This window comes from Pseudomonas oryzihabitans (assembly GCF_006384975.1).
Taxonomy (GTDB): Bacteria; Pseudomonadota; Gammaproteobacteria; order Pseudomonadales; family Pseudomonadaceae; genus Chryseomonas; species Chryseomonas psychrotolerans_B.
In genome coordinates this window covers 1787176-1803374 of sequence record NZ_CP021645.1, presented here as the reverse complement: position 1 = coordinate 1803374, position 16199 = coordinate 1787176, and the positions used below count along the sequence as shown (strand labels likewise).

General features: G+C 63.1%; 20 protein-coding genes. All 20 read left to right on the top strand.

What is annotated here, in order from left to right; translation table 11 throughout:
* Window positions 1-59 precede the first annotated feature (59 nt).
* Window positions 60-1124, top strand: coding sequence for a dTDP-glucose 4,6-dehydratase (gene rfbB, locus CCZ28_RS07920; RefSeq protein WP_140217342.1), 1065 nt, complete (start codon window positions 60-62; stop codon window positions 1122-1124).
* Between the two features lie 71 nt (window positions 1125-1195).
* Window positions 1196-2077: a glucose-1-phosphate thymidylyltransferase RfbA gene (gene rfbA, locus CCZ28_RS07915; RefSeq protein ID WP_140217341.1), complete on the top strand. Its 882-nt coding sequence runs from the start codon at window positions 1196-1198 to the stop codon at window positions 2075-2077.
* A complete protein-coding gene (gene rfbC, locus CCZ28_RS07910; RefSeq protein ID WP_074528261.1) occupies window positions 2077-2613 on the top strand; it encodes a dTDP-4-dehydrorhamnose 3,5-epimerase in 537 nt (178 codons plus the stop codon). Before rfbA ends, rfbC begins: the two co-directional genes overlap by 1 nt.
* On the top strand, window positions 2610-3524 hold the full coding sequence (gene rfbD / locus CCZ28_RS07905) for a dTDP-4-dehydrorhamnose reductase (protein WP_140217340.1): 915 nt from the start codon (window positions 2610-2612) through the stop codon (window positions 3522-3524). Before rfbC ends, rfbD begins: the two co-directional genes overlap by 4 nt.
* A gap of 58 nt (window positions 3525-3582) precedes the next feature.
* Complete coding sequence (locus CCZ28_RS07900) at window positions 3583-3885, top strand: ComEA family DNA-binding protein (protein WP_140217339.1); 303 nt, start codon at window positions 3583-3585, stop codon at window positions 3883-3885.
* Between the two features lie 144 nt (window positions 3886-4029).
* Window positions 4030-4368: a flagellar hook-basal body complex protein FliE gene (gene fliE, locus CCZ28_RS07895; RefSeq protein WP_140217338.1), complete on the top strand. Its 339-nt coding sequence runs from the start codon at window positions 4030-4032 to the stop codon at window positions 4366-4368.
* Between the two features lie 14 nt (window positions 4369-4382).
* Window positions 4383-6194, top strand: coding sequence for a flagellar basal-body MS-ring/collar protein FliF (fliF, locus tag CCZ28_RS07890; RefSeq protein WP_140217337.1), 1812 nt, complete (start codon window positions 4383-4385; stop codon window positions 6192-6194).
* A complete protein-coding gene (gene fliG, locus CCZ28_RS07885; RefSeq protein WP_140217336.1) occupies window positions 6181-7191 on the top strand; it encodes a flagellar motor switch protein FliG in 1011 nt (336 codons plus the stop codon). The genes fliF and fliG overlap by 14 nt, the downstream gene beginning before the upstream one ends.
* A gap of 67 nt (window positions 7192-7258) precedes the next feature.
* The gene (fliH, locus tag CCZ28_RS07880) at window positions 7259-8038 is read left to right on the top strand and encodes a flagellar assembly protein FliH (RefSeq protein ID WP_205894648.1); all 780 of its coding nucleotides are present in this window, start codon (window positions 7259-7261) and stop codon (window positions 8036-8038) included.
* Window positions 8028-9374 (top strand): flagellar protein export ATPase FliI, encoded by a 1347-nt coding sequence (gene fliI / locus CCZ28_RS07875; RefSeq protein ID WP_140217334.1) that lies wholly within the window; start codon window positions 8028-8030, stop codon window positions 9372-9374. The genes fliH and fliI overlap by 11 nt, the downstream gene beginning before the upstream one ends.
* 6 nt (window positions 9375-9380) lie before the next feature.
* Window positions 9381-9824 carry a flagellar export protein FliJ gene (gene fliJ, locus CCZ28_RS07870; protein ID WP_140217333.1) on the top strand — a complete coding sequence of 148 codons (444 nt, stop codon included), beginning with the start codon at window positions 9381-9383 and terminating at the stop codon, window positions 9822-9824.
* Window positions 9825-9869: 45 nt separating this feature from the next.
* Window positions 9870-10226 carry an Hpt domain-containing protein gene (locus CCZ28_RS07865; RefSeq protein ID WP_140217332.1) on the top strand — a complete coding sequence of 119 codons (357 nt, stop codon included), beginning with the start codon at window positions 9870-9872 and terminating at the stop codon, window positions 10224-10226.
* Between the two features lie 77 nt (window positions 10227-10303).
* Window positions 10304-11707 (top strand): flagellar hook-length control protein FliK, encoded by a 1404-nt coding sequence (locus CCZ28_RS07860; protein ID WP_140217331.1) that lies wholly within the window; start codon window positions 10304-10306, stop codon window positions 11705-11707.
* A 120-nt stretch (window positions 11708-11827) separates the two neighbouring features.
* Entirely contained in the window at window positions 11828-12349 is a 522-nt protein-coding gene (gene fliL / locus CCZ28_RS07855; RefSeq protein WP_140217330.1) for a flagellar basal body-associated protein FliL, read from the top strand.
* 8 nt (window positions 12350-12357) lie between these two features.
* A complete protein-coding gene (gene fliM / locus CCZ28_RS07850) occupies window positions 12358-13329 on the top strand; it encodes a flagellar motor switch protein FliM (RefSeq protein ID WP_058761281.1) in 972 nt (323 codons plus the stop codon).
* A gap of 56 nt (window positions 13330-13385) precedes the next feature.
* Window positions 13386-13850, top strand: a complete 465-nt coding sequence (gene fliN / locus CCZ28_RS07845; RefSeq protein ID WP_058761280.1) for a flagellar motor switch protein FliN — start codon at window positions 13386-13388, stop codon at window positions 13848-13850.
* Between the two features lie 3 nt (window positions 13851-13853).
* Window positions 13854-14267 carry a flagellar biosynthetic protein FliO gene (gene fliO / locus CCZ28_RS07840; RefSeq protein WP_140217329.1) on the top strand — a complete coding sequence of 138 codons (414 nt, stop codon included), beginning with the start codon at window positions 13854-13856 and terminating at the stop codon, window positions 14265-14267.
* On the top strand, window positions 14264-15061 hold the full coding sequence (gene fliP, locus CCZ28_RS07835; RefSeq protein WP_140217328.1) for a flagellar type III secretion system pore protein FliP: 798 nt from the start codon (window positions 14264-14266) through the stop codon (window positions 15059-15061). Before fliO ends, fliP begins: the two co-directional genes overlap by 4 nt.
* Before the next feature lie 27 nt (window positions 15062-15088).
* The gene (fliQ, locus tag CCZ28_RS07830; RefSeq protein WP_058761277.1) at window positions 15089-15358 is read left to right on the top strand and encodes a flagellar biosynthesis protein FliQ; all 270 of its coding nucleotides are present in this window, start codon (window positions 15089-15091) and stop codon (window positions 15356-15358) included.
* 3 nt (window positions 15359-15361) lie between these two features.
* Complete coding sequence (fliR, locus tag CCZ28_RS07825) at window positions 15362-16138, top strand: flagellar biosynthetic protein FliR (RefSeq protein WP_140217327.1); 777 nt, start codon at window positions 15362-15364, stop codon at window positions 16136-16138.
* The last annotated feature ends 61 nt before the right edge of the window (window positions 16139-16199 follow it).

The following is a 16199-nucleotide window of genomic DNA, read 5'->3' as shown; positions in this document are numbered from 1 at the left end:
ATGTCTTGCCCACAGGTCCGGGCAGGATGATGTGCAAATCGATATAGGCAGGATTCAGGATGAAGGTACTGGTAACGGGTGGCGCGGGTTTCATAGGTTCCGCCGTAGTACGTTTTCTTATCAACGAAACCCAATGCAAGGTTGCCAACGTCGACAAGCTGACGTACGCCGGTAACGTGGATTCCCTGGCGGACGTATCGGCGTCGGAACGCTACGAATTCCATCAGGTGGACATCTGCGACTTCTCCGCGCTGCAGAAGGTATTCGCTGCCTTCCAACCTGACGTGGTCATGCACCTGGCTGCCGAGTCCCATGTGGACCGCTCCATCGAAGGCCCTGCCGCCTTCATCCAGACCAACGTGGTGGGTACCGGTGTCATGCTGGAAGTGACCCGCGCCTACTGGAATGGCCTGGCGCCGGAAGCCAAGGCGGCGTTCCGTTTCCATCACATTTCCACCGACGAGGTCTATGGTGACCTGCATGGCACCGATGATCTCTTCACCGAGACCACTCCCTATGCGCCCAGCTCGCCTTACTCGGCGAGCAAGGCCGGGAGCGACCACCTGGTGCGCGCCTGGGGCCGGACCTACGGTCTGCCGGTACTGGTGACCAACTGCTCGAACAACTACGGCCCCTATCACTTCCCCGAGAAGCTGATCCCCCACGTCATCCTCAATGCCATTCACGGCAAGCCGCTGCCAGTCTACGGCGATGGTTCGCAGGTACGTGACTGGCTGTTCGTCGAAGATCACGCCCGTGCCCTCTACACCGTGGTGACCCAGGGGGAGGTCGGCGAGACCTATAACATCGGTGGCCACAACGAGAAGCGCAACCTGCAGGTCGTCGAGACCATCTGCGACCTGCTGGAAGAGCTGGCACCGCAGAAACCCGCGGGTGTCGAGCGTTATCGCGACCTCATCACCTTCGTCAAGGACCGTCCCGGTCATGACATGAGATACGCGATCGATGCCAGCAAGATCGGCCGCGAATTGGGCTGGACGCCGGAAGAGACCTTCGAGACCGGCATGCGCAAGACCGTCACCTGGTACCTGAACAATCGTGAGTGGTGGCAGCGGGTGCTGTCAGGTGCCTACCGTCTCGAGCGTCTCGGCGAAGCCGTTTAACGATCCGATCTCGGACGCGCGTACGGCGTGTCCGACCGACAGCGACAGTCAATTTTCAGAGGACGATTGCCATGAGCAAGTACAAGGGAATTCTGCTGGCCGGTGGATCCGGTACCCGTTTGCATCCCATTACCCTGGGCGTTTCCAAGCAATCGCTGCCGATCTACGACAAGCCCATGATCTACTACCCGCTGTCCGTGCTTATGCTGGCCGGTATCCGGGAAGTGCTGGTCATCTCCACGCCGGCCGATCTGCCCGGTTTCCAGCGCATGCTCGGCGACGGTAGCCAGTTCGGCATGCAGCTGAGTTATGCCGAGCAACCGAGCCCGGATGGTTTGGCCCAGGCCTTCATCATCGGCCGCGAATTCGTCGGCGACGACAATGTCTGCCTGGTGCTGGGCGACAACATCTTCTACGGCCAGCGCTTCAGCGAAACGCTGCTCAAGGCGGCGAGCCAGGAGCAGGGCGCCACGGTCTTCGGTTACTACGTCGCCGACCCCGAGCGTTTCGGCGTCGTCGAGTTCGATGACCAGGGCAAGGCCCTGAGTATCGAAGAGAAGCCCAAGAAGCCCAAGTCCAGCTATGCGGTAACGGGGTTGTACTTCTATGACAACGACGTGCTGGACATCGCCGCCAACATCAAGCCATCGCCCCGTGGCGAGCTGGAAATCACCGACGTCAACAATGAGTACCTGCGCCGCGGTACGCTGAACGTCTCCTTGCTGGGGCGTGGTTTCGCCTGGCTCGATACCGGTACCCACGATGCGCTGCTGGAAGCCGGTCATTTCGTGCAGACCATCGAGAAGCGCCAAGGTCTCAAGGTGGCCTGTCTCGAAGAGATCGCCTTCCAGAAGGGCTGGATCACCTGCGAGCAGATGGCGCTGCAGGCCGAGGCCCTGAGCAAGACCGGTTATGGCCAGTATCTGGCGCGGCTGTGCAAGGAGCAGGGCTGATGCAGGTCTTCGATACCGCGATCCCGGACGTCAAGCTGATCGAACCCAAGGTCTTCGGTGACGAGCGTGGGTTCTTCCTGGAGTCCTTCCAGGCGGATCGTTATGCCCAGCAGGCAGGGATCACCCTGCCGTTCGTCCAGGACAACCACTCGCGTTCGGCGCAGAACGTCCTGCGCGGCCTGCATTTCCAGCGCAGCAAGCCCCAGGGCAAGCTGGTGCGGGTCGTGCGCGGCGAGGTACTGGACGTGGCCGTCGACATCCGTCGGGGTTCACCTACCTTCGGCAACGTAGTGGCCGAGATCCTCTCGGAGGACAACAAGCGCCAGCTCTGGATACCGCCGGGTCTCGCCCATGGCTTCGTCGTGCTGTCCGAAACCGCTGATTTTGAATACAAGTGCACAGATTATTACGATCCCTCTGATGAAGGGTCTTTGATCTGGAATGATCCGGATCTGAATATCGACTGGCGGGTCAAGGATCCCATCCTGTCCGCCAAAGATGCACAAGGACTTCGATTGGCGGAGCTGTATAGATGAAGATACTGGTTACCGGAGCGAACGGTCAGGTCGGACGCTGTCTGACTGACCGTCTTCAATGTTCAGAACTGGCATGGGAGGCCCATGGACGTGCCACTCTGGATATTGCTGACGAAGGCTCGGTAACCAGCCATCTCGAGCGATTCAGGCCTGACGTGGTGATCAACGCGGCCGCCTACACGGCGGTCGACAAGGCTGAGCAGGAGCCGGAGATCGCCGCCCGCGGGAACATCGAGGGTCCCGCGGTCCTTGCCCAGGCCTGTGGGGCTGCCGGTATCGCCCTGCTGCACCTCTCCACCGACTACGTGTTCGACGGTACCGCGACGGCGCCTTACCGGATCGACGATCCGGTCAGCCCGTCCGGTGTCTACGGCATGACCAAGCTGGAAGGGGAGAATCGCGTGCTGTCCGCCTGCCCCCGTGCCGTGGTCTTGAGAACGGCCTGGGTGTTCAGCGAGCACTGCAACAACTTTCTCAAGACCATGCTGCGCCTTGCCGCTGACCGCGACGAGTTGCGGGTGGTGAGCGATCAGGTGGGTTGCCCCACCTATGCCGGGCATATCGCCGATGCGCTGCTGCAGATCGCTGCGAGCGTTCGGTCGCAGCCCGAGCAGGCGGCCTACGGGCTCTACCACTTCGGTGGTGACAGCGGTCTGAGCTGGTGCGATTTCGCCCGCTACATCATAGACGCAGGCCAGGAAGTCGGCGTACTGGAGCGCGCACCGCTCATCACCGGTATCACCACGTCCGAGTTTCCCACCCTGGCCAAGCGGCCCGCCTATTCCATGCTGGACTCCAGCGAATTGGAGCGGCAATTCGGTATCGCGCCCAGCGATTGGCGTCAGGGGGTGAGACAGACGCTGATGGCACTCAAGAGCGAACGGGAACGGGCCGGAGTCCTGGTGAGTTGACAGCCGGGTAGGGCGATTTAAGCTAACCGGAGCGAACAGTGGAACAGGAGGTTCCTCTATGAGACTGCTATGGACAGTGCTGTTGTGGGTGGTGCTCAGCCCCTGGGCGCTCGGCTGCGAAACGGTCGCGGGCGCAACGACCAAAACATCTACCGACGCCCCACAGGCGCCGCTCAATATCAATGTCGCCGATGTCGTTGCCCTGCAACGGCTGCAAGGCATTGGAGCGGCCAAGGCCCAGGCCATCGTCGACTATCGTCAGAGTCACGGCGCTTTCGCCTCGGTGGATGAGCTGCTCGAAGTCAAGGGCATCGGCAAGAAGCTCCTGCAGCGTAACCGCGCCAGTTTGAGCGTCGACTGATTTTCGGCAAACTTTAACCGTCCCTCTGCATCTTTCTACCAAACCATTGTTTTGGCTGGATTTTTAGGATCTGGCACAGGCATTGCTCTATCTCTGACACGAGTGGGTACGGCGTCAACTTTCCGTGCCAGAGGAGCAGAGCAAATGGTTCAAGGTGTCGAGTTCAATCGGTTGATGCTGGAAATGCGTTCCATGCAGACCGAAGCCATGGCCCGGTCGAAAGCCGTCGCAGCGCCTGCCGGCACCGAACAGGTCCAGGGCCCGAGCTTCGCCGACATGCTCAGCAAGGCCGTGGGCTCCGTCAATGAAACCCAGCAGACCGCCAGCGAAATGGCCAAGGCCTTCGAGCTGGGGCAGGGCGGCGTCGACCTCACTCAAGTCATGATCGCTTCGCAGAAGGCCAGCGTGTCCGTGCAGGCCTTGACCCAGGTACGCAACAAGTTCGTTCAGGCGTACCAAGACATCATGCAAATGTCGATTTGAGGACGGTCTAGAAAATGGCTGACGCTCTTACCAACGTACCCGTCCCCACCGCCAAGCCCGACGCGGAAGAAAAGCCCAAGAAGCCACTGCTGGGCCTCAGCTTTCTCGACAACCTGGCGGAAATGCCGCTGCTGCGCCAGCTGGGTCTGCTGATTGGTCTGGCGGCCAGTGTCGCCCTGGGTTTCGCCGTGGTGCTCTGGACCCAGCAGCCCGACTATCGCCCGCTGTACACCAGCATGAACGGCCTGGATGCCAACCAGGTGCTGCAGGCCCTGGGCGCGGCGGACATCGGCTACAAGGTCGATCCGAATTCCGGCGCCTTGCTGGTCAAGGCCGACGACATCGGTCGTGCCCGCATGAAGATGGCGGCCGCCGGTATCACCCCCGCGGACGGCAACGTCGGCTTCGAACTGCTGGACAAGGAGCAGCCGCTGGGCACCAGCCAATTCATGGAAGCGGCGAATTACCGGCGCAGCCTGGAAGGCGAACTGGCCCGCACCATCTCCAGCCTCAACGGCATCAAGGCCGCCCGGGTGCACCTGGCGATTCCGAAGAGTTCGGTGTTCGTCCGCGACGAGCGCAAGCCGAGCGCCTCGGTGCTGGTCGAGATGTATCCCGGCCGTACCCTGGATGCCGGTCAGGTCATGGCTATCGTCAATCTGGTCGCTACCAGCGTGCCGAACCTGGATAAGTCGCAGGTCACCGTCGTCGACCAAAAGGGGCAGTTGCTGTCCGACCAGCAGAACATGTCCGAGCTGTCGATCGCCGGCAAGCAGCTCGACTACACCCACAAGATGGAAAGCTCCCTGACCCAGCGTGTGCAGAACATCATGCTGCCGGTGGTAGGTAACGGTCGTTTCAAGGCGGAAGTGGCGGCGGACGTGGATTTCAACGCCGTGGAATCCACTGCCGAGCAATTCAATCCCGATCAACCGGCACTGCGCAGTGAGCAACAGAACAGCGAGCAGCGCCAGACTTCCGGCGGTGGCGCCCAGGGCGTGCCGGGCGCACTGTCGAACCAGCCGCCCGGGCCGTCCTCGACCCCGGAGAAGGCCGGTGCCCAGGGCGGTGGCGGCGCGAACTACATCGCTCCGGGCCAGCCGCTACGTGATGCCAACGACCAATACATTTACGACAGCAAGACCAACCTGCCGGCTACCCTGCCGTACCCGACCGACAAGCGTGAGCAGAACACCCGCAACTACGAGTTGGATCGCAGTGTCAGCTACACCCGTCAGCAGCAGGGCCGTCTGCGTCGGCTTTCCGTCGCGGTGGTGCTCGACGACCAGATCAAGGTCGATGCGGCTGGCAAGGTGAGCCATCAACCTTGGAGCACCGAAGACCTGGCGCGCTTCACCCGCCTGGTGCAGGACGCCGTGGGCTTCGATGCCAGCCGTGGCGACAGCGTGAGCGTAATCAATGCGCCTTTCGCTCCGGTACAACAGGAAGAGATCGAGAGCATTCCCTTCTACCAGCAGCCCTGGTTCTGGGGCGTGGTCAAGCAGGCACTGGGTGTATTGTTCATCCTGGTGCTAGTCTTCGGGGTACTGCGCCCGGTACTGAAGAATCTGTCCGGTGGCAATGCCAAGGACGCCGCTGCCCTGGCCGCGGCGGGTGGTGCCGGTGCCCTCGGCGCCGGTGGGCTGGACGGCCTCTCGGACGACCTGGCCGATGACAAGGTGAGTCTGGCGGGTCCGGCGCCGCTGCTGCTGCCCAGCCCCAGCGAGGGCTACGACGCCCAGCTGACGGCCATCAAGCAGCTGGTCAACGATGATCCGGGCCGTGTAGCCCAGGTAGTGAAGGATTGGATCAATGGCGACGAATGACGCGCAACTCACCCAGGTCGAGAAGGCCGCCATCTTCCTGCTGTCGCTGGGTGAGGCCGACGCTGCGCAGATCCTCCGGCACATGGGGCCCAAGGAGGTGCAGAAGGTCGGCACGGCCATGGCTCAGATGCGCAACGTCAACCGTGAGCAGGTCGAGCGGGTGCTCGGCGACTTCATCGAGGTGGTCGGCGATCAGACCAGTCTGGGTGTCGGTGCCGATGGCTATATCCGCAAGATGCTGACCCAGGCGCTGGGCGAGGACAAGGCCAGTGGCCTGATCGACCGGATCCTGCTGGGCGGCAACACCAGCGGCCTGGACAGCCTGAAGTGGATGGAGCCGCGGGCGGTGGCGGACGTGATCCGCTACGAGCACCCGCAGATTCAGGCCATCGTGGTGGCCTACCTGGACCCGGACCAGGCGGCGGAGGTGCTCGGCCATTTCGATCACAAGGTGCGCCTGGACATCGTCCTGCGCGTCTCGTCGCTGAACACCGTGCAACCGGCGGCGCTCAAGGAGCTGAACCTGATCCTGGAGAAGCAGTTCTCCGGCAGCGCCAGCACCACCCGTACCGCCCTGGGCGGCGTGAAGCGCGCGGCCGATATCATGAACTACCTGGACAGCTCGGTCGAAGGACCGCTGATGGATTCGATCCGTGAAGCGGATCAGGATCTGTCGGGGCAGATCGAGGATCTTATGTTCGTCTTCGACAATTTGTCGGACGTGGACGACCGCGGCATCCAGGCCCTGCTGCGCGAGGTATCGTCCGATGTCCTGGTGCTGGCGCTCAAGGGCGCCGACGAGGGCATCAAGGAGAAATTCTTCCGCAACATGTCCAAGCGTGCCGCCGAGTTGTTGCGCGATGACCTGGAAGCCAAGGGGCCGGTACGGCTATCCGAGGTGGAGGGGGCGCAGAAAGAGGTGCTCGCTGTTGCCCGGCGCATGGCCGATGCTGGCGAGATCGTCCTGGGCGGCAAGGGTGGCGAGGAAATGGTCTGACCCTATGCAGGGGTTGGCCTGGGCTTTGCTATTGTCCTGTCAGTAGCGGTTTTCTGACGGATAGGTGATGAGCAAAGAATCGGCGAGCGAACTGATCAGGGCGCGGGACCTGGAGGCTGTCGATGTCTGGCGGCTGCCGGCCTTCGACAGTTTCGACGAGCCCGCGCAAGCCCCGGCGGCAGTCGCCCCTGAACCGGAGCCACAGTCGGAGCCCCAGATCGAGGAGGTCCCGGTCGAAGAGGTCCAGCCGATCACCCTCGAAGAGCTGGAGGCAATTCGGCAGGAGGCCTATAACGAGGGTTTCGTGACCGGCGAGCGTGACGGCTACCATGCCGGTCAGCTCAAGGCCCGCCAGGAAGCCGAAGCGGCGCTCACCGCGCGGCTGGCGAGCCTGGAAACCCTGATGAGTCATCTGCTCGATCCCATCGGCGAGCAGGATCAGGCGCTGGAAGCCGGTATGGTGCAGCTGGTGCGGCACATCACCCGCGAAGTCATCCAGCGCGAGCTCAAGCTCGATTCCAGCCAACTGGGCCAGGTGGTGCGTACGGCACTGAAGCTGTTGCCCATGGGCGCCCAGAATATCCGTATCCAGGTCAGCCCCCAGGACTTCGAATTGATGAAGGCCCTGCGCGACCGTCACGAGGAGACTTGGCGTATCCTCGAGGACGAGACGCTGATGCCGGGTGGCTGCCGGATCGAGACCGAGAGCAGTGTCATCGACGCCAGTATCGAGACGCGGCTGGCCCAGGCGTTGACCCAGCTCGCCGAGCAGCAGCGTCACCAGGCGACCCAGCCCCAGGACCCCGATCTGCACATCGATATCGAGGAGGCGCCCCATGCGTCTTGAACGCTTGAGTTTCGGGCGGCGGCTGAGTGGCTACGACGAAGCCATCCGGGTCGAGCAGCAGCCGGTGATCGAGGGCCGCCTGCTGCGTATGGTCGGTCTGACCCTGGAAGCGGAAGGCCTGCGCGCCGCCGTGGGCAGTCGCTGCCGACTGATCAATGGTGGTGGCTATCAGCCGGTGGAAGTCGAAGCCGAGGTGATGGGCTTCAATGGCGACAAGACCTTTCTCATGCCGGTGGGCAGCCTCGCCGGCATCGCACCTGGCGCTCGCGTGGTGCCGGTACCTGACACCGGCCGCCTGCCCATGGGCATGTCCATGCTCGGTCGGGTACTCGACGGCCTGGGCAATGCACTGGACGGCAAGGGGCGCATGCGCGCCGAGGACTGGGTGCCGATGGATGGTCCGACCATCAACCCGCTCAAGCGCGAACCCATCAGTGAGCCCCTCGACGTGGGAATTCGCAGCATCAACGGTTTGTTGACGGTGGGGCGTGGCCAGCGCCTCGGGCTGTTCGCCGGTACCGGCGTCGGCAAGAGCGTGCTGCTCGGCATGATGACCCGCCTCACCAAGGCCGAGATCATCGTGGTCGGGCTGATCGGCGAGCGGGGCCGTGAGGTGAAGGAATTCATCGAGCATATCCTGGGTGAGGAGGGCATCAAGCGCGCGGTGGTGGTCGCCTCGCCGGCGGACGATGCGCCGCTCTTACGCCTGCGTGCGGCCATGTATTGCACCCGTATCGCCGAGTATTTCCGCGACAAGGGCAAGAATGTCCTGCTGCTGATGGATTCCCTGACCCGCTATGCCCAGGCGCAGCGGGAGATCGCCCTGGCCATCGGCGAGCCGCCGGCGACCAAGGGGTATCCGCCCTCGGTGTTCGCCAAGCTGCCACGGCTGGTGGAGCGGGCCGGCAACGCGGAAAAGGGTGGGGGTTCGATCACGGCGTTCTATACTGTGTTGTCGGAAGGGGACGATCAGCAGGATCCCATCGCCGACTCGGCGCGGGGGGTGCTGGATGGTCACTTTGTGCTGTCGCGGCGGCTGGCCGAAGAGGGCCACTATCCCGCCATCGACATCGAGGCGTCCATCAGTCGGGTGATGCCCCAGGTGGTCAGTCCGGAGCATTTGCGCAATGCCCAGCGCGTCAAGCAGCTCTGGTCGCTCTACCAGCAAGCCAAGGACCTGCTCAGCGTCGGTGCCTATGTGCCTGGCGGGAATGCCGAAACCGATCTGGCGATCGCCCGTTATGCGCCGATGCAGCAATTCCTGCGTCAGGGTCTGCACGAGAGCGAGTCGCTGGAACAGAGCGCCGCCAATCTCCAAGCCGTATTGGGAGGCTGATAGATCATGAAAGGCAGAGCCGAACGTCTGGGTCCCGTGGTGGAAATGAGCGAGCGCGAAGAGCGTGACGCCGCCCAGCGCCTGGGGCAGTGCCAGCAGCAATTGGCACAAGCTGAATTCAAGCTGGGCGAGTTGCAGCGCTATCGCGAGGACTACCAGCAGCGGCTGGTGGTGAATGGCAGCCGCGGCGTCACTGGTCAGTGGCTGATCGGTTACCAGCGCTTTCTCAGTCAGCTGGAAGAAGCCATCGGTCAGCAGGAGCGCAACGCCCAGTGGCATCGTGACGTGGTGGCCAAGGCCCGCACCCAATGGCAGGAACGCTATGCGCGCTTGGAGGGACTACGCAAGCTGGTCGAACGTTACAAGCAGGAGCAGCGCCTGGTCGAAGACAAGCGCGAACAGAAACAGATGGACGAGTATGCTCAGCGGGCACGGTCGGCCTATCTGTAAGCCACCAACCCCTGCGTCCTCTGTCCTGTAGTCAGTGAGAAACCGATGCTTGCCAGTCATCTCGATCCGGATACGCTCGCCAGCCTGCGCGATTGCATGGAAGAAGAGTACGTCGGACTCATCGAAACCTTTCTCGTCGATTGCGAAGAGCGGATCGCCGCCCTCAAGCGCAGCGTGATTGGCGGCGATCCCGAACAGGTTCGCCAGTTCGCTCACAGCTTCAAGGGCAGTGCCGGCAACATGGGCGCCATGCCCTTGGCGCAGCTGTGCCGTGACGTCGAGGAGGGCGCGCGGCGGCGGGCCTCCACGGCTGAATTGGCTATGGGCATCTCCGCGATCGAGCGTGAGTTCGCCATCGTGCGTATTCTCTTCAAGGTCGAGCGGCAGCGCTACGCGACCTGAGACTCGTCAAAGCGCTGGCGTTTAGAGCTGGCGCGCTCCTTGCTAGGTTCTAGAAAACCCGTCATTCGGAGCATTCCATGGCCGTCGTGCCCGATTTCCTGTTGAACACCGCAAGCCCTGCCACCGCTACCGGCAGGGCCGTGCCCAAGACCCCGACTCCCCAGGATCGCCCGGCTTCGCAGGAGCGCTTCGCCGACGTCTTCGCTCAGGAGCAGCCGCGTGAGCCGGCGCGCAGCGAGAAGCCGCGCGACACCAGCGATACCAAGGACACCAGCCAGGCACGCAAGAGCGAACCTGCCCGTGGGCGTGACGACGATAATCGCGTGAAGCGTGACGATGACGACGACCGTACGACGGACGCCAAGCCTTCGACCGATTCGGCGGCAAAAACCGATGACAAGGTGGCAGCCAAGGGCGACGACGGCAAGACCTTGCCGGTGGCCCAGGACGAGGAGCCCGAAGAACCCGAAGATGCGGCACTGGATCCCCTGTTCCTGCTCGGGATCAGCGGCCAATTCCCCGCACCTACTCCCACGCCCGCTCAGACGACGGCGACCTCTGCCGAGACGACTTCTGGCGCGACGACCAAGACCACTCAAGCCCTGGATCCCGCCGCCATCCTCGCCGGGTCGGTAGCGGCTGGTACCCAGACGCCTGCGGCCGGTACGCAACTTGGCGCTACAACTGCTGGCAAGCCTGGCGACCAACTGGCCCAGGATGCCGGACTGGCACAGGTGCTCGGCCAGGGCCCGCAAGCCCAGGGCGAGGCGAACAAGGCCGCGACGACCGCCAACAACCTGGCGGCCAACCAGCTCAACGCCCTGCTGCCGGGCCAGCCTGCCGCTGTGCCTGGCGCTGACCAGGCTGCCACCGCGGCGGCACTGGCTGCGACCCTGGATCAGGGCAATGCCGGCAAGGACGCGGCGATCCCGAGCAAGCCCGAGGCCTTCGCCGACAAGCTCACCGCGCTGTCGCAGTCGCTCAGTACACCAGCGCAGACCGCGCGCCCCGTCACGGCGACGGTACCCGGCCAGGCGCTCAATCCCCAGGCCGGCAATTTCAGCGAGGCGGTGGTGGACAAGGTCATGTGGATGTCCAGCCAGAACCTCAAAACCGCCGACATCCAGATGGAGCCGGCGCAACTGGGTAAGCTGGAGGTGCGCATCGACATGACCCAGGACCAGACCCAGGTCACCTTCACCAGTCCCCACGCGGACGTCCGCGAGGCCCTGGACAACGGTAGCCAGCGGCTGCGGGAGCTCTTCGCCCAGCAAGGCATGAACCTGTCCAACGTCAACGTCTCCGATCAATCCTCCGGTCAGGCCTGGCAACAGTCGCAGCAAGGCGCGCAGAACGATGGATCGCGGCGGGGCCGTGGTGGCGCCTCCAGCGGCGGAGAAGAGGAGCCCGTGGCCAGCGTGGCCGAGACGCGTGGCACGGCAACCCTGGGCGCGCGCAGCCTGGTCGACTACTACGCCTGATGGCCATGACCGGCTGCCAGGTGACAGCGTCGGCCGCACCTGCTATATCCCCTTCGCATCAATAAGTTAGCCGCGCCCTTCGTTACCGGGGCGCTTCAGACAAGCAGCAGTCGAGTACATATGGCGAAGAAGCAGGCACCCGCAGCAGAAGGCGCACCCGCGGAAGGCAAGGGCAAAGGCAAGCTCAAACTCATCATCATCATCGTCGTGGCGCTGCTGCTGGTCATTGGCGCCTCGGTGGGGGCGACCTGGTTCCTGCTGGGCAAGAAAGGCGCCGAACCCGAGCATGCCGCACCCGCCGCGCCGGCGGCACCGGTCCATCTGGCCGCGGTCTACCAACCCTTGGTGCCGGCTTTCGTGGTCAACTACAACGCCGATGGTCGCCAGCGTTACATGCAGGTCACGGTCACCCTGATGGGGCGCGACCAGGCGCAGATGGATGCGCTCAAGGAGCAGTTGCCCCAGGTGCGCAACCAACTGGTCATGCTCTTCTCCGGACAGGACTTCAATAGCCTGCTCACCCCGGTCGGTAAGGAAATGCTGCGCCAGCAGGCGACGACCAAGGTTCAGGAACTGGCCAAGAAACTGACCGGCCATACTGCTATCGAACAGGTACTGTTCACCAATCTCGTCCTGCAATAGGTAACGCCATGGCCGTGCAAGATCTGCTCTCCCAGGATGAAATCGATGCCCTGCTGCACGGGGTCGACGATGGCATCGTCGAGACCGAGACCGACGTCGAGCCAGGGGCGATCAAGGGTTACGACCTGACCAGCCAGGATCGCATCGTCCGCGGGCGCATGCCGACCCTGGAAATGATCAACGAGCGCTTCGCCCGCTATACCCGGGTGAGCATGTTCAACCTGTTGCGGCGCTCGGCTGACGTTTCCGTCGGTGGGGTGCAGGTCACCAAGTTCGGCGAATACATCCATTCGCTGTACGTGCCCACCAGCCTCAACATGGTCAAGATGAAGCCGCTGCGCGGGACCGCGCTGTTCATTCTCGATGCCCGGCTGGTGTTCAAGCTGGTGGATAACTTCTTTGGCGGCGATGGCCGTCACGCCAAGATCGAGGGTCGTGAGTTCACCCCCACCGAGCTGCGCGTGGTGCGCATGGTGCTCGACCAATGCTTCATCGATCTCAAGGAAGCCTGGGGCGCGATGCTCGACTGCCAGTTCGAATACATGAACTCCGAGGTCAACCCGGCACTGGCCAATATCGTCAGCCCCAGCGAGGTGGTGGTGGTGAGCACCTTCAACATCGAACTGGACGGCGGTGGCGGCGAGTTGCACGTGACCATGCCCTATTCGATGATCGAGCCGATCCGCGAGATGCTCGATGCCGGTTTCCAGTCGGACGTGGACGACCAGGACGAGCGCTGGGTGAAGGCCTTGCGCGAGGACCTGTTGGACGTGCGAGTGCCCTTGGAGGCGACGGTTGTCCGGCGCCAACTCAAACTCCGCGATATCCTCAACATGCAGCCCGGCGACGTGATCCCGGTGGAAATGCCCGAAGAGATGCTCATGAGAGCCAATGGCATGCCCACCTTCAAGGTCAAGATGGGCGCGCGCAAGGGCAATTTGGCCCTGCAGATTCTCGAACCGGTCAGCCGCGGCCGCTGAGCGACAACCGTTTTTTCCGTCCGGGCCAAGGCCTGGCGTAGCGCGAGACACAGACGATGGCAGACAACCCCGAAGAACAAGCCCTGGCGGACGAGTGGGCCGCGGCCCTGGCCGAGGCCGGCGATGCCAGCCAGGACGATATCGATGCCCTGATGGCTCAAGGTACTGCACCGGTGGCGCCGGAGGCGCCCAAGCCGCCCAAGGCGCCGGTCGAGGAATTCGGCCAGAGCAGCGGAGGATTGGCAGTGAGCGGTATGGAAGGTCCCAATCTGGATGTGATCCTCGACATCCCCGTGACCATTTCCATGGAGGTCGGTCATACCGACATCTCCATCCGCAACCTGCTGCAGCTCAACCAGGGTTCAGTCATCGAACTCGACCGTTTGGCTGGCGAGCCGCTGGATGTGCTGGTGAATGGTACGCTGATCGCCCATGGTGAGGTGGTGGTGGTGAACGAGAAGTTCGGGATCCGTCTGACCGACGTCATCAGCCCCACGGAACGTATCAAGAAGCTGCGGTGACCCATGAAGAGTCTGCTCCTGCCGCTGAGTGTGCTGCCCCTGACCGCGAATGCTGCCGAAGCCACCAGCCCCGGGCTGGATGTGGGGACGCAACTCGGGCAACTTTTGCTCGGCCTGTTGCTGGTGATCGGCCTGATTCTCGGCCTGGCCTGGCTGGTGCGTCGCGTGCAGCAGCAGGGGCCGCGCGGCCAGCAGGCGATCAAGGTGATCTCGACCCAGCACCTCGGCCCGCGCGAGCGGCTGGTGCTGGTCCAGGTCGGTCAGGAGCAGCTCTTGATCGGCGTCGCCGGTGGCCGTATCACGCCGCTGCATACCCTGCGCGAGCCGGTGCGCCTGGGCGAGACGGACGCGGCTCCACCCGAATTCGCCCAGCGTCTGCTGGAACTCATCAGTCGCGATCCCAAGGCGAAACCATGATTTTCTCGCGTCTACCGGCCGGCCTGGGGCGCACCCTGGGCTGGCTGCTGGGGTTGGCTGTGCTGCTGTTCGCGCCCTTGGCGCTGGCGCAGCAGGCCGGGCAGGGCAATCCCCTGTCCATCCCCGCCATCACCCTGAGCACCAACGCCCAGGGGCAGCAGGAGTATTCGGTCAGCCTGCAGATCCTGCTGATCATGACGGCGCTGAGCTTCATCCCGGCGTTCGTCATGCTGATGACCAGCTTCACCCGCATCGTCATCGTCTTCGCCATCCTGCGCCAGGCGCTGGGTCTGCAGACCACGCCGTCCAACCAGGTGCTGGTGGGCATGGCGCTGTTCCTGACGCTATTCATCATGGCGCCGGTGTTCGACCGCATCAACACCACGGCCGTCCAGCCCTATCTGAACGAACAACTCAGTGCCCAGGACGCCATCAACCGGGCGCAGGTGCCGATGAAGGACTTCATGCTGGCCCAGACCCGGCAGTCGGATCTTGATCTGTTCATGCGCCTGTCCAAGCGCACCGACATCGCCAGCCCCGACCAGGCACCGCTGTCGATCCTGGTACCGGCCTTCGTCACCTCCGAACTCAAGACCGCCTTCCAGATCGGCTTCATGATCTTCATTCCCTTCCTGGTGATCGACCTGGTGATCGCCAGCGTATTGATGGCCATGGGCATGATGATGCTGTCGCCCATGATCATTTCCCTGCCGTTCAAGCTGATGCTGTTCGTGCTGGTCGATGGCTGGGCGTTGATCATGGGCACCCTGGCCAGCAGCTTCGGCACCGTCTAGCGGTGCCTCTTCGCGTGGAGAAGCGCAATGACCCCTGAAGTCGCCGTCGATCTGTTTCGCCAGGGTCTCTGGCTCACCGCTCTGCTGGTCACGGTACTGGTGGTGCCGAGCTTGATCGTCGGCCTGATCGTGGCGATCTTCCAGGCGGCGACCCAGATCAACGAACAGACCCTGAGCTTCCTGCCACGGCTGATCGTCACCCTGTTGACGCTGATCGTCCTCGGGCCCTGGATGATCAGGCAGCTGATGGAATTCATCCAGACCTCGGTCACCAATATTCCGCGGCTGATCGGCTAGGCCATGCTCGAACTCAGCGACGCCCAGATTGGCGGCTGGGTCGGCAGCTTCCTGTTTCCGCTGTTCCGCATCGCCGCGCTGCTGATGACCATGCCGATCATCGGGACCACCCTGGTACCGGTGCGGGTACGGATGTACCTGGCCCTGGCCCTGAGCCTGGTGCTGGTCCCCACGTTGCCGCCCATGCCGCAGGTGGATGCCATCAGCCTGCAGGCCATGCCGCTGATCGTCGAGCAGATCCTGATCGGCGCGATGATGGGCTTCAGCCTGCAGCTGTTCTTCCACGTCTTCGTGATGGCCGGCCAGATCATCTCCACCCAGGCGGGCCTGAGCTTCGCCTCCATGATCGATCCGGTCAACGGCGCCTCGGCGCCGGTGATGGGGCAATTCTTCACTATGTTGGTGACCCTGCTGTTCCTGGCCATGAACGGTCACCTGGTGGTGTTCGAGATCCTCGCGGAAAGCTTCGTCACCCTGCCGGTGGGCAGCACCCTGAACGTCGACGACTTCTGGCAGCTGGCCGGCCGCTTGGGCTGGGTGCTGGGCGCCGGTATCCTGCTGGTCTTGCCGGCGATCACCGCGCTGCTGGTGGTCAACATCGCTTTCGGCATCATGACCCGCGCCGCGCCTTCCCTGAACATCTTCTCCGTCGGTATGCCGCTGATCGTGGTGCTGGGCATGATCATCGTCTGGCTCGGCACCGCGGATATCCTGTCTCACTATGAAAGTCTCGCCAGCGAGGCGCTGCAGTGGCTGCGCGAACTCGCCCGAGCCCGCTAGTGTGATGTCTCAGAAGTTGTCTGCACAATTTTGGCGGCGCTTTTTCGGCGTGGACGGCGTT

Bases quoted from the DNA above. Each gene is read 5' to 3' on its own strand.
- rfbB (WP_140217342.1), top strand. From the start codon at position 60: ATGAAGGTACTGGTAACGGGTGGCGCGGGTTTCATAGGTTCCGCCGTA.
- fliJ (WP_140217333.1), top strand. From the start codon at position 9,381: ATGAAAGGCAGAGCCGAACGTCTGGGTCCCGTGGTGGAAATGAGCGAG.
- fliM (WP_058761281.1), top strand. From the start codon at position 12,358: ATGGCCGTGCAAGATCTGCTCTCCCAGGATGAAATCGATGCCCTGCTG.
- rfbC (WP_074528261.1), top strand. From the start codon at position 2,077: ATGCAGGTCTTCGATACCGCGATCCCGGACGTCAAGCTGATCGAACCC.
- rfbA (WP_140217341.1), top strand. From the start codon at position 1,196: ATGAGCAAGTACAAGGGAATTCTGCTGGCCGGTGGATCCGGTACCCGT.
- fliF (WP_140217337.1), top strand. From the start codon at position 4,383: ATGGCTGACGCTCTTACCAACGTACCCGTCCCCACCGCCAAGCCCGAC.
- fliN (WP_058761280.1), top strand. From the start codon at position 13,386: ATGGCAGACAACCCCGAAGAACAAGCCCTGGCGGACGAGTGGGCCGCG.
- fliQ (WP_058761277.1), top strand. From the start codon at position 15,089: ATGACCCCTGAAGTCGCCGTCGATCTGTTTCGCCAGGGTCTCTGGCTC.
- CCZ28_RS07865 (WP_140217332.1), top strand. From the start codon at position 9,870: ATGCTTGCCAGTCATCTCGATCCGGATACGCTCGCCAGCCTGCGCGAT.
- fliI (WP_140217334.1), top strand. From the start codon at position 8,028: ATGCGTCTTGAACGCTTGAGTTTCGGGCGGCGGCTGAGTGGCTACGAC.
- CCZ28_RS07900 (WP_140217339.1), top strand. From the start codon at position 3,583: ATGAGACTGCTATGGACAGTGCTGTTGTGGGTGGTGCTCAGCCCCTGG.
- fliG (WP_140217336.1), top strand. From the start codon at position 6,181: ATGGCGACGAATGACGCGCAACTCACCCAGGTCGAGAAGGCCGCCATC.
- fliP (WP_140217328.1), top strand. From the start codon at position 14,264: ATGATTTTCTCGCGTCTACCGGCCGGCCTGGGGCGCACCCTGGGCTGG.
- fliH (WP_205894648.1), top strand. From the start codon at position 7,259: ATGAGCAAAGAATCGGCGAGCGAACTGATCAGGGCGCGGGACCTGGAG.
- fliE (WP_140217338.1), top strand. From the start codon at position 4,030: ATGGTTCAAGGTGTCGAGTTCAATCGGTTGATGCTGGAAATGCGTTCC.
- fliO (WP_140217329.1), top strand. From the start codon at position 13,854: ATGAAGAGTCTGCTCCTGCCGCTGAGTGTGCTGCCCCTGACCGCGAAT.
- fliL (WP_140217330.1), top strand. From the start codon at position 11,828: ATGGCGAAGAAGCAGGCACCCGCAGCAGAAGGCGCACCCGCGGAAGGC.
- fliR (WP_140217327.1), top strand. From the start codon at position 15,362: ATGCTCGAACTCAGCGACGCCCAGATTGGCGGCTGGGTCGGCAGCTTC.
- CCZ28_RS07860 (WP_140217331.1), top strand. From the start codon at position 10,304: ATGGCCGTCGTGCCCGATTTCCTGTTGAACACCGCAAGCCCTGCCACC.
- rfbD (WP_140217340.1), top strand. From the start codon at position 2,610: ATGAAGATACTGGTTACCGGAGCGAACGGTCAGGTCGGACGCTGTCTG.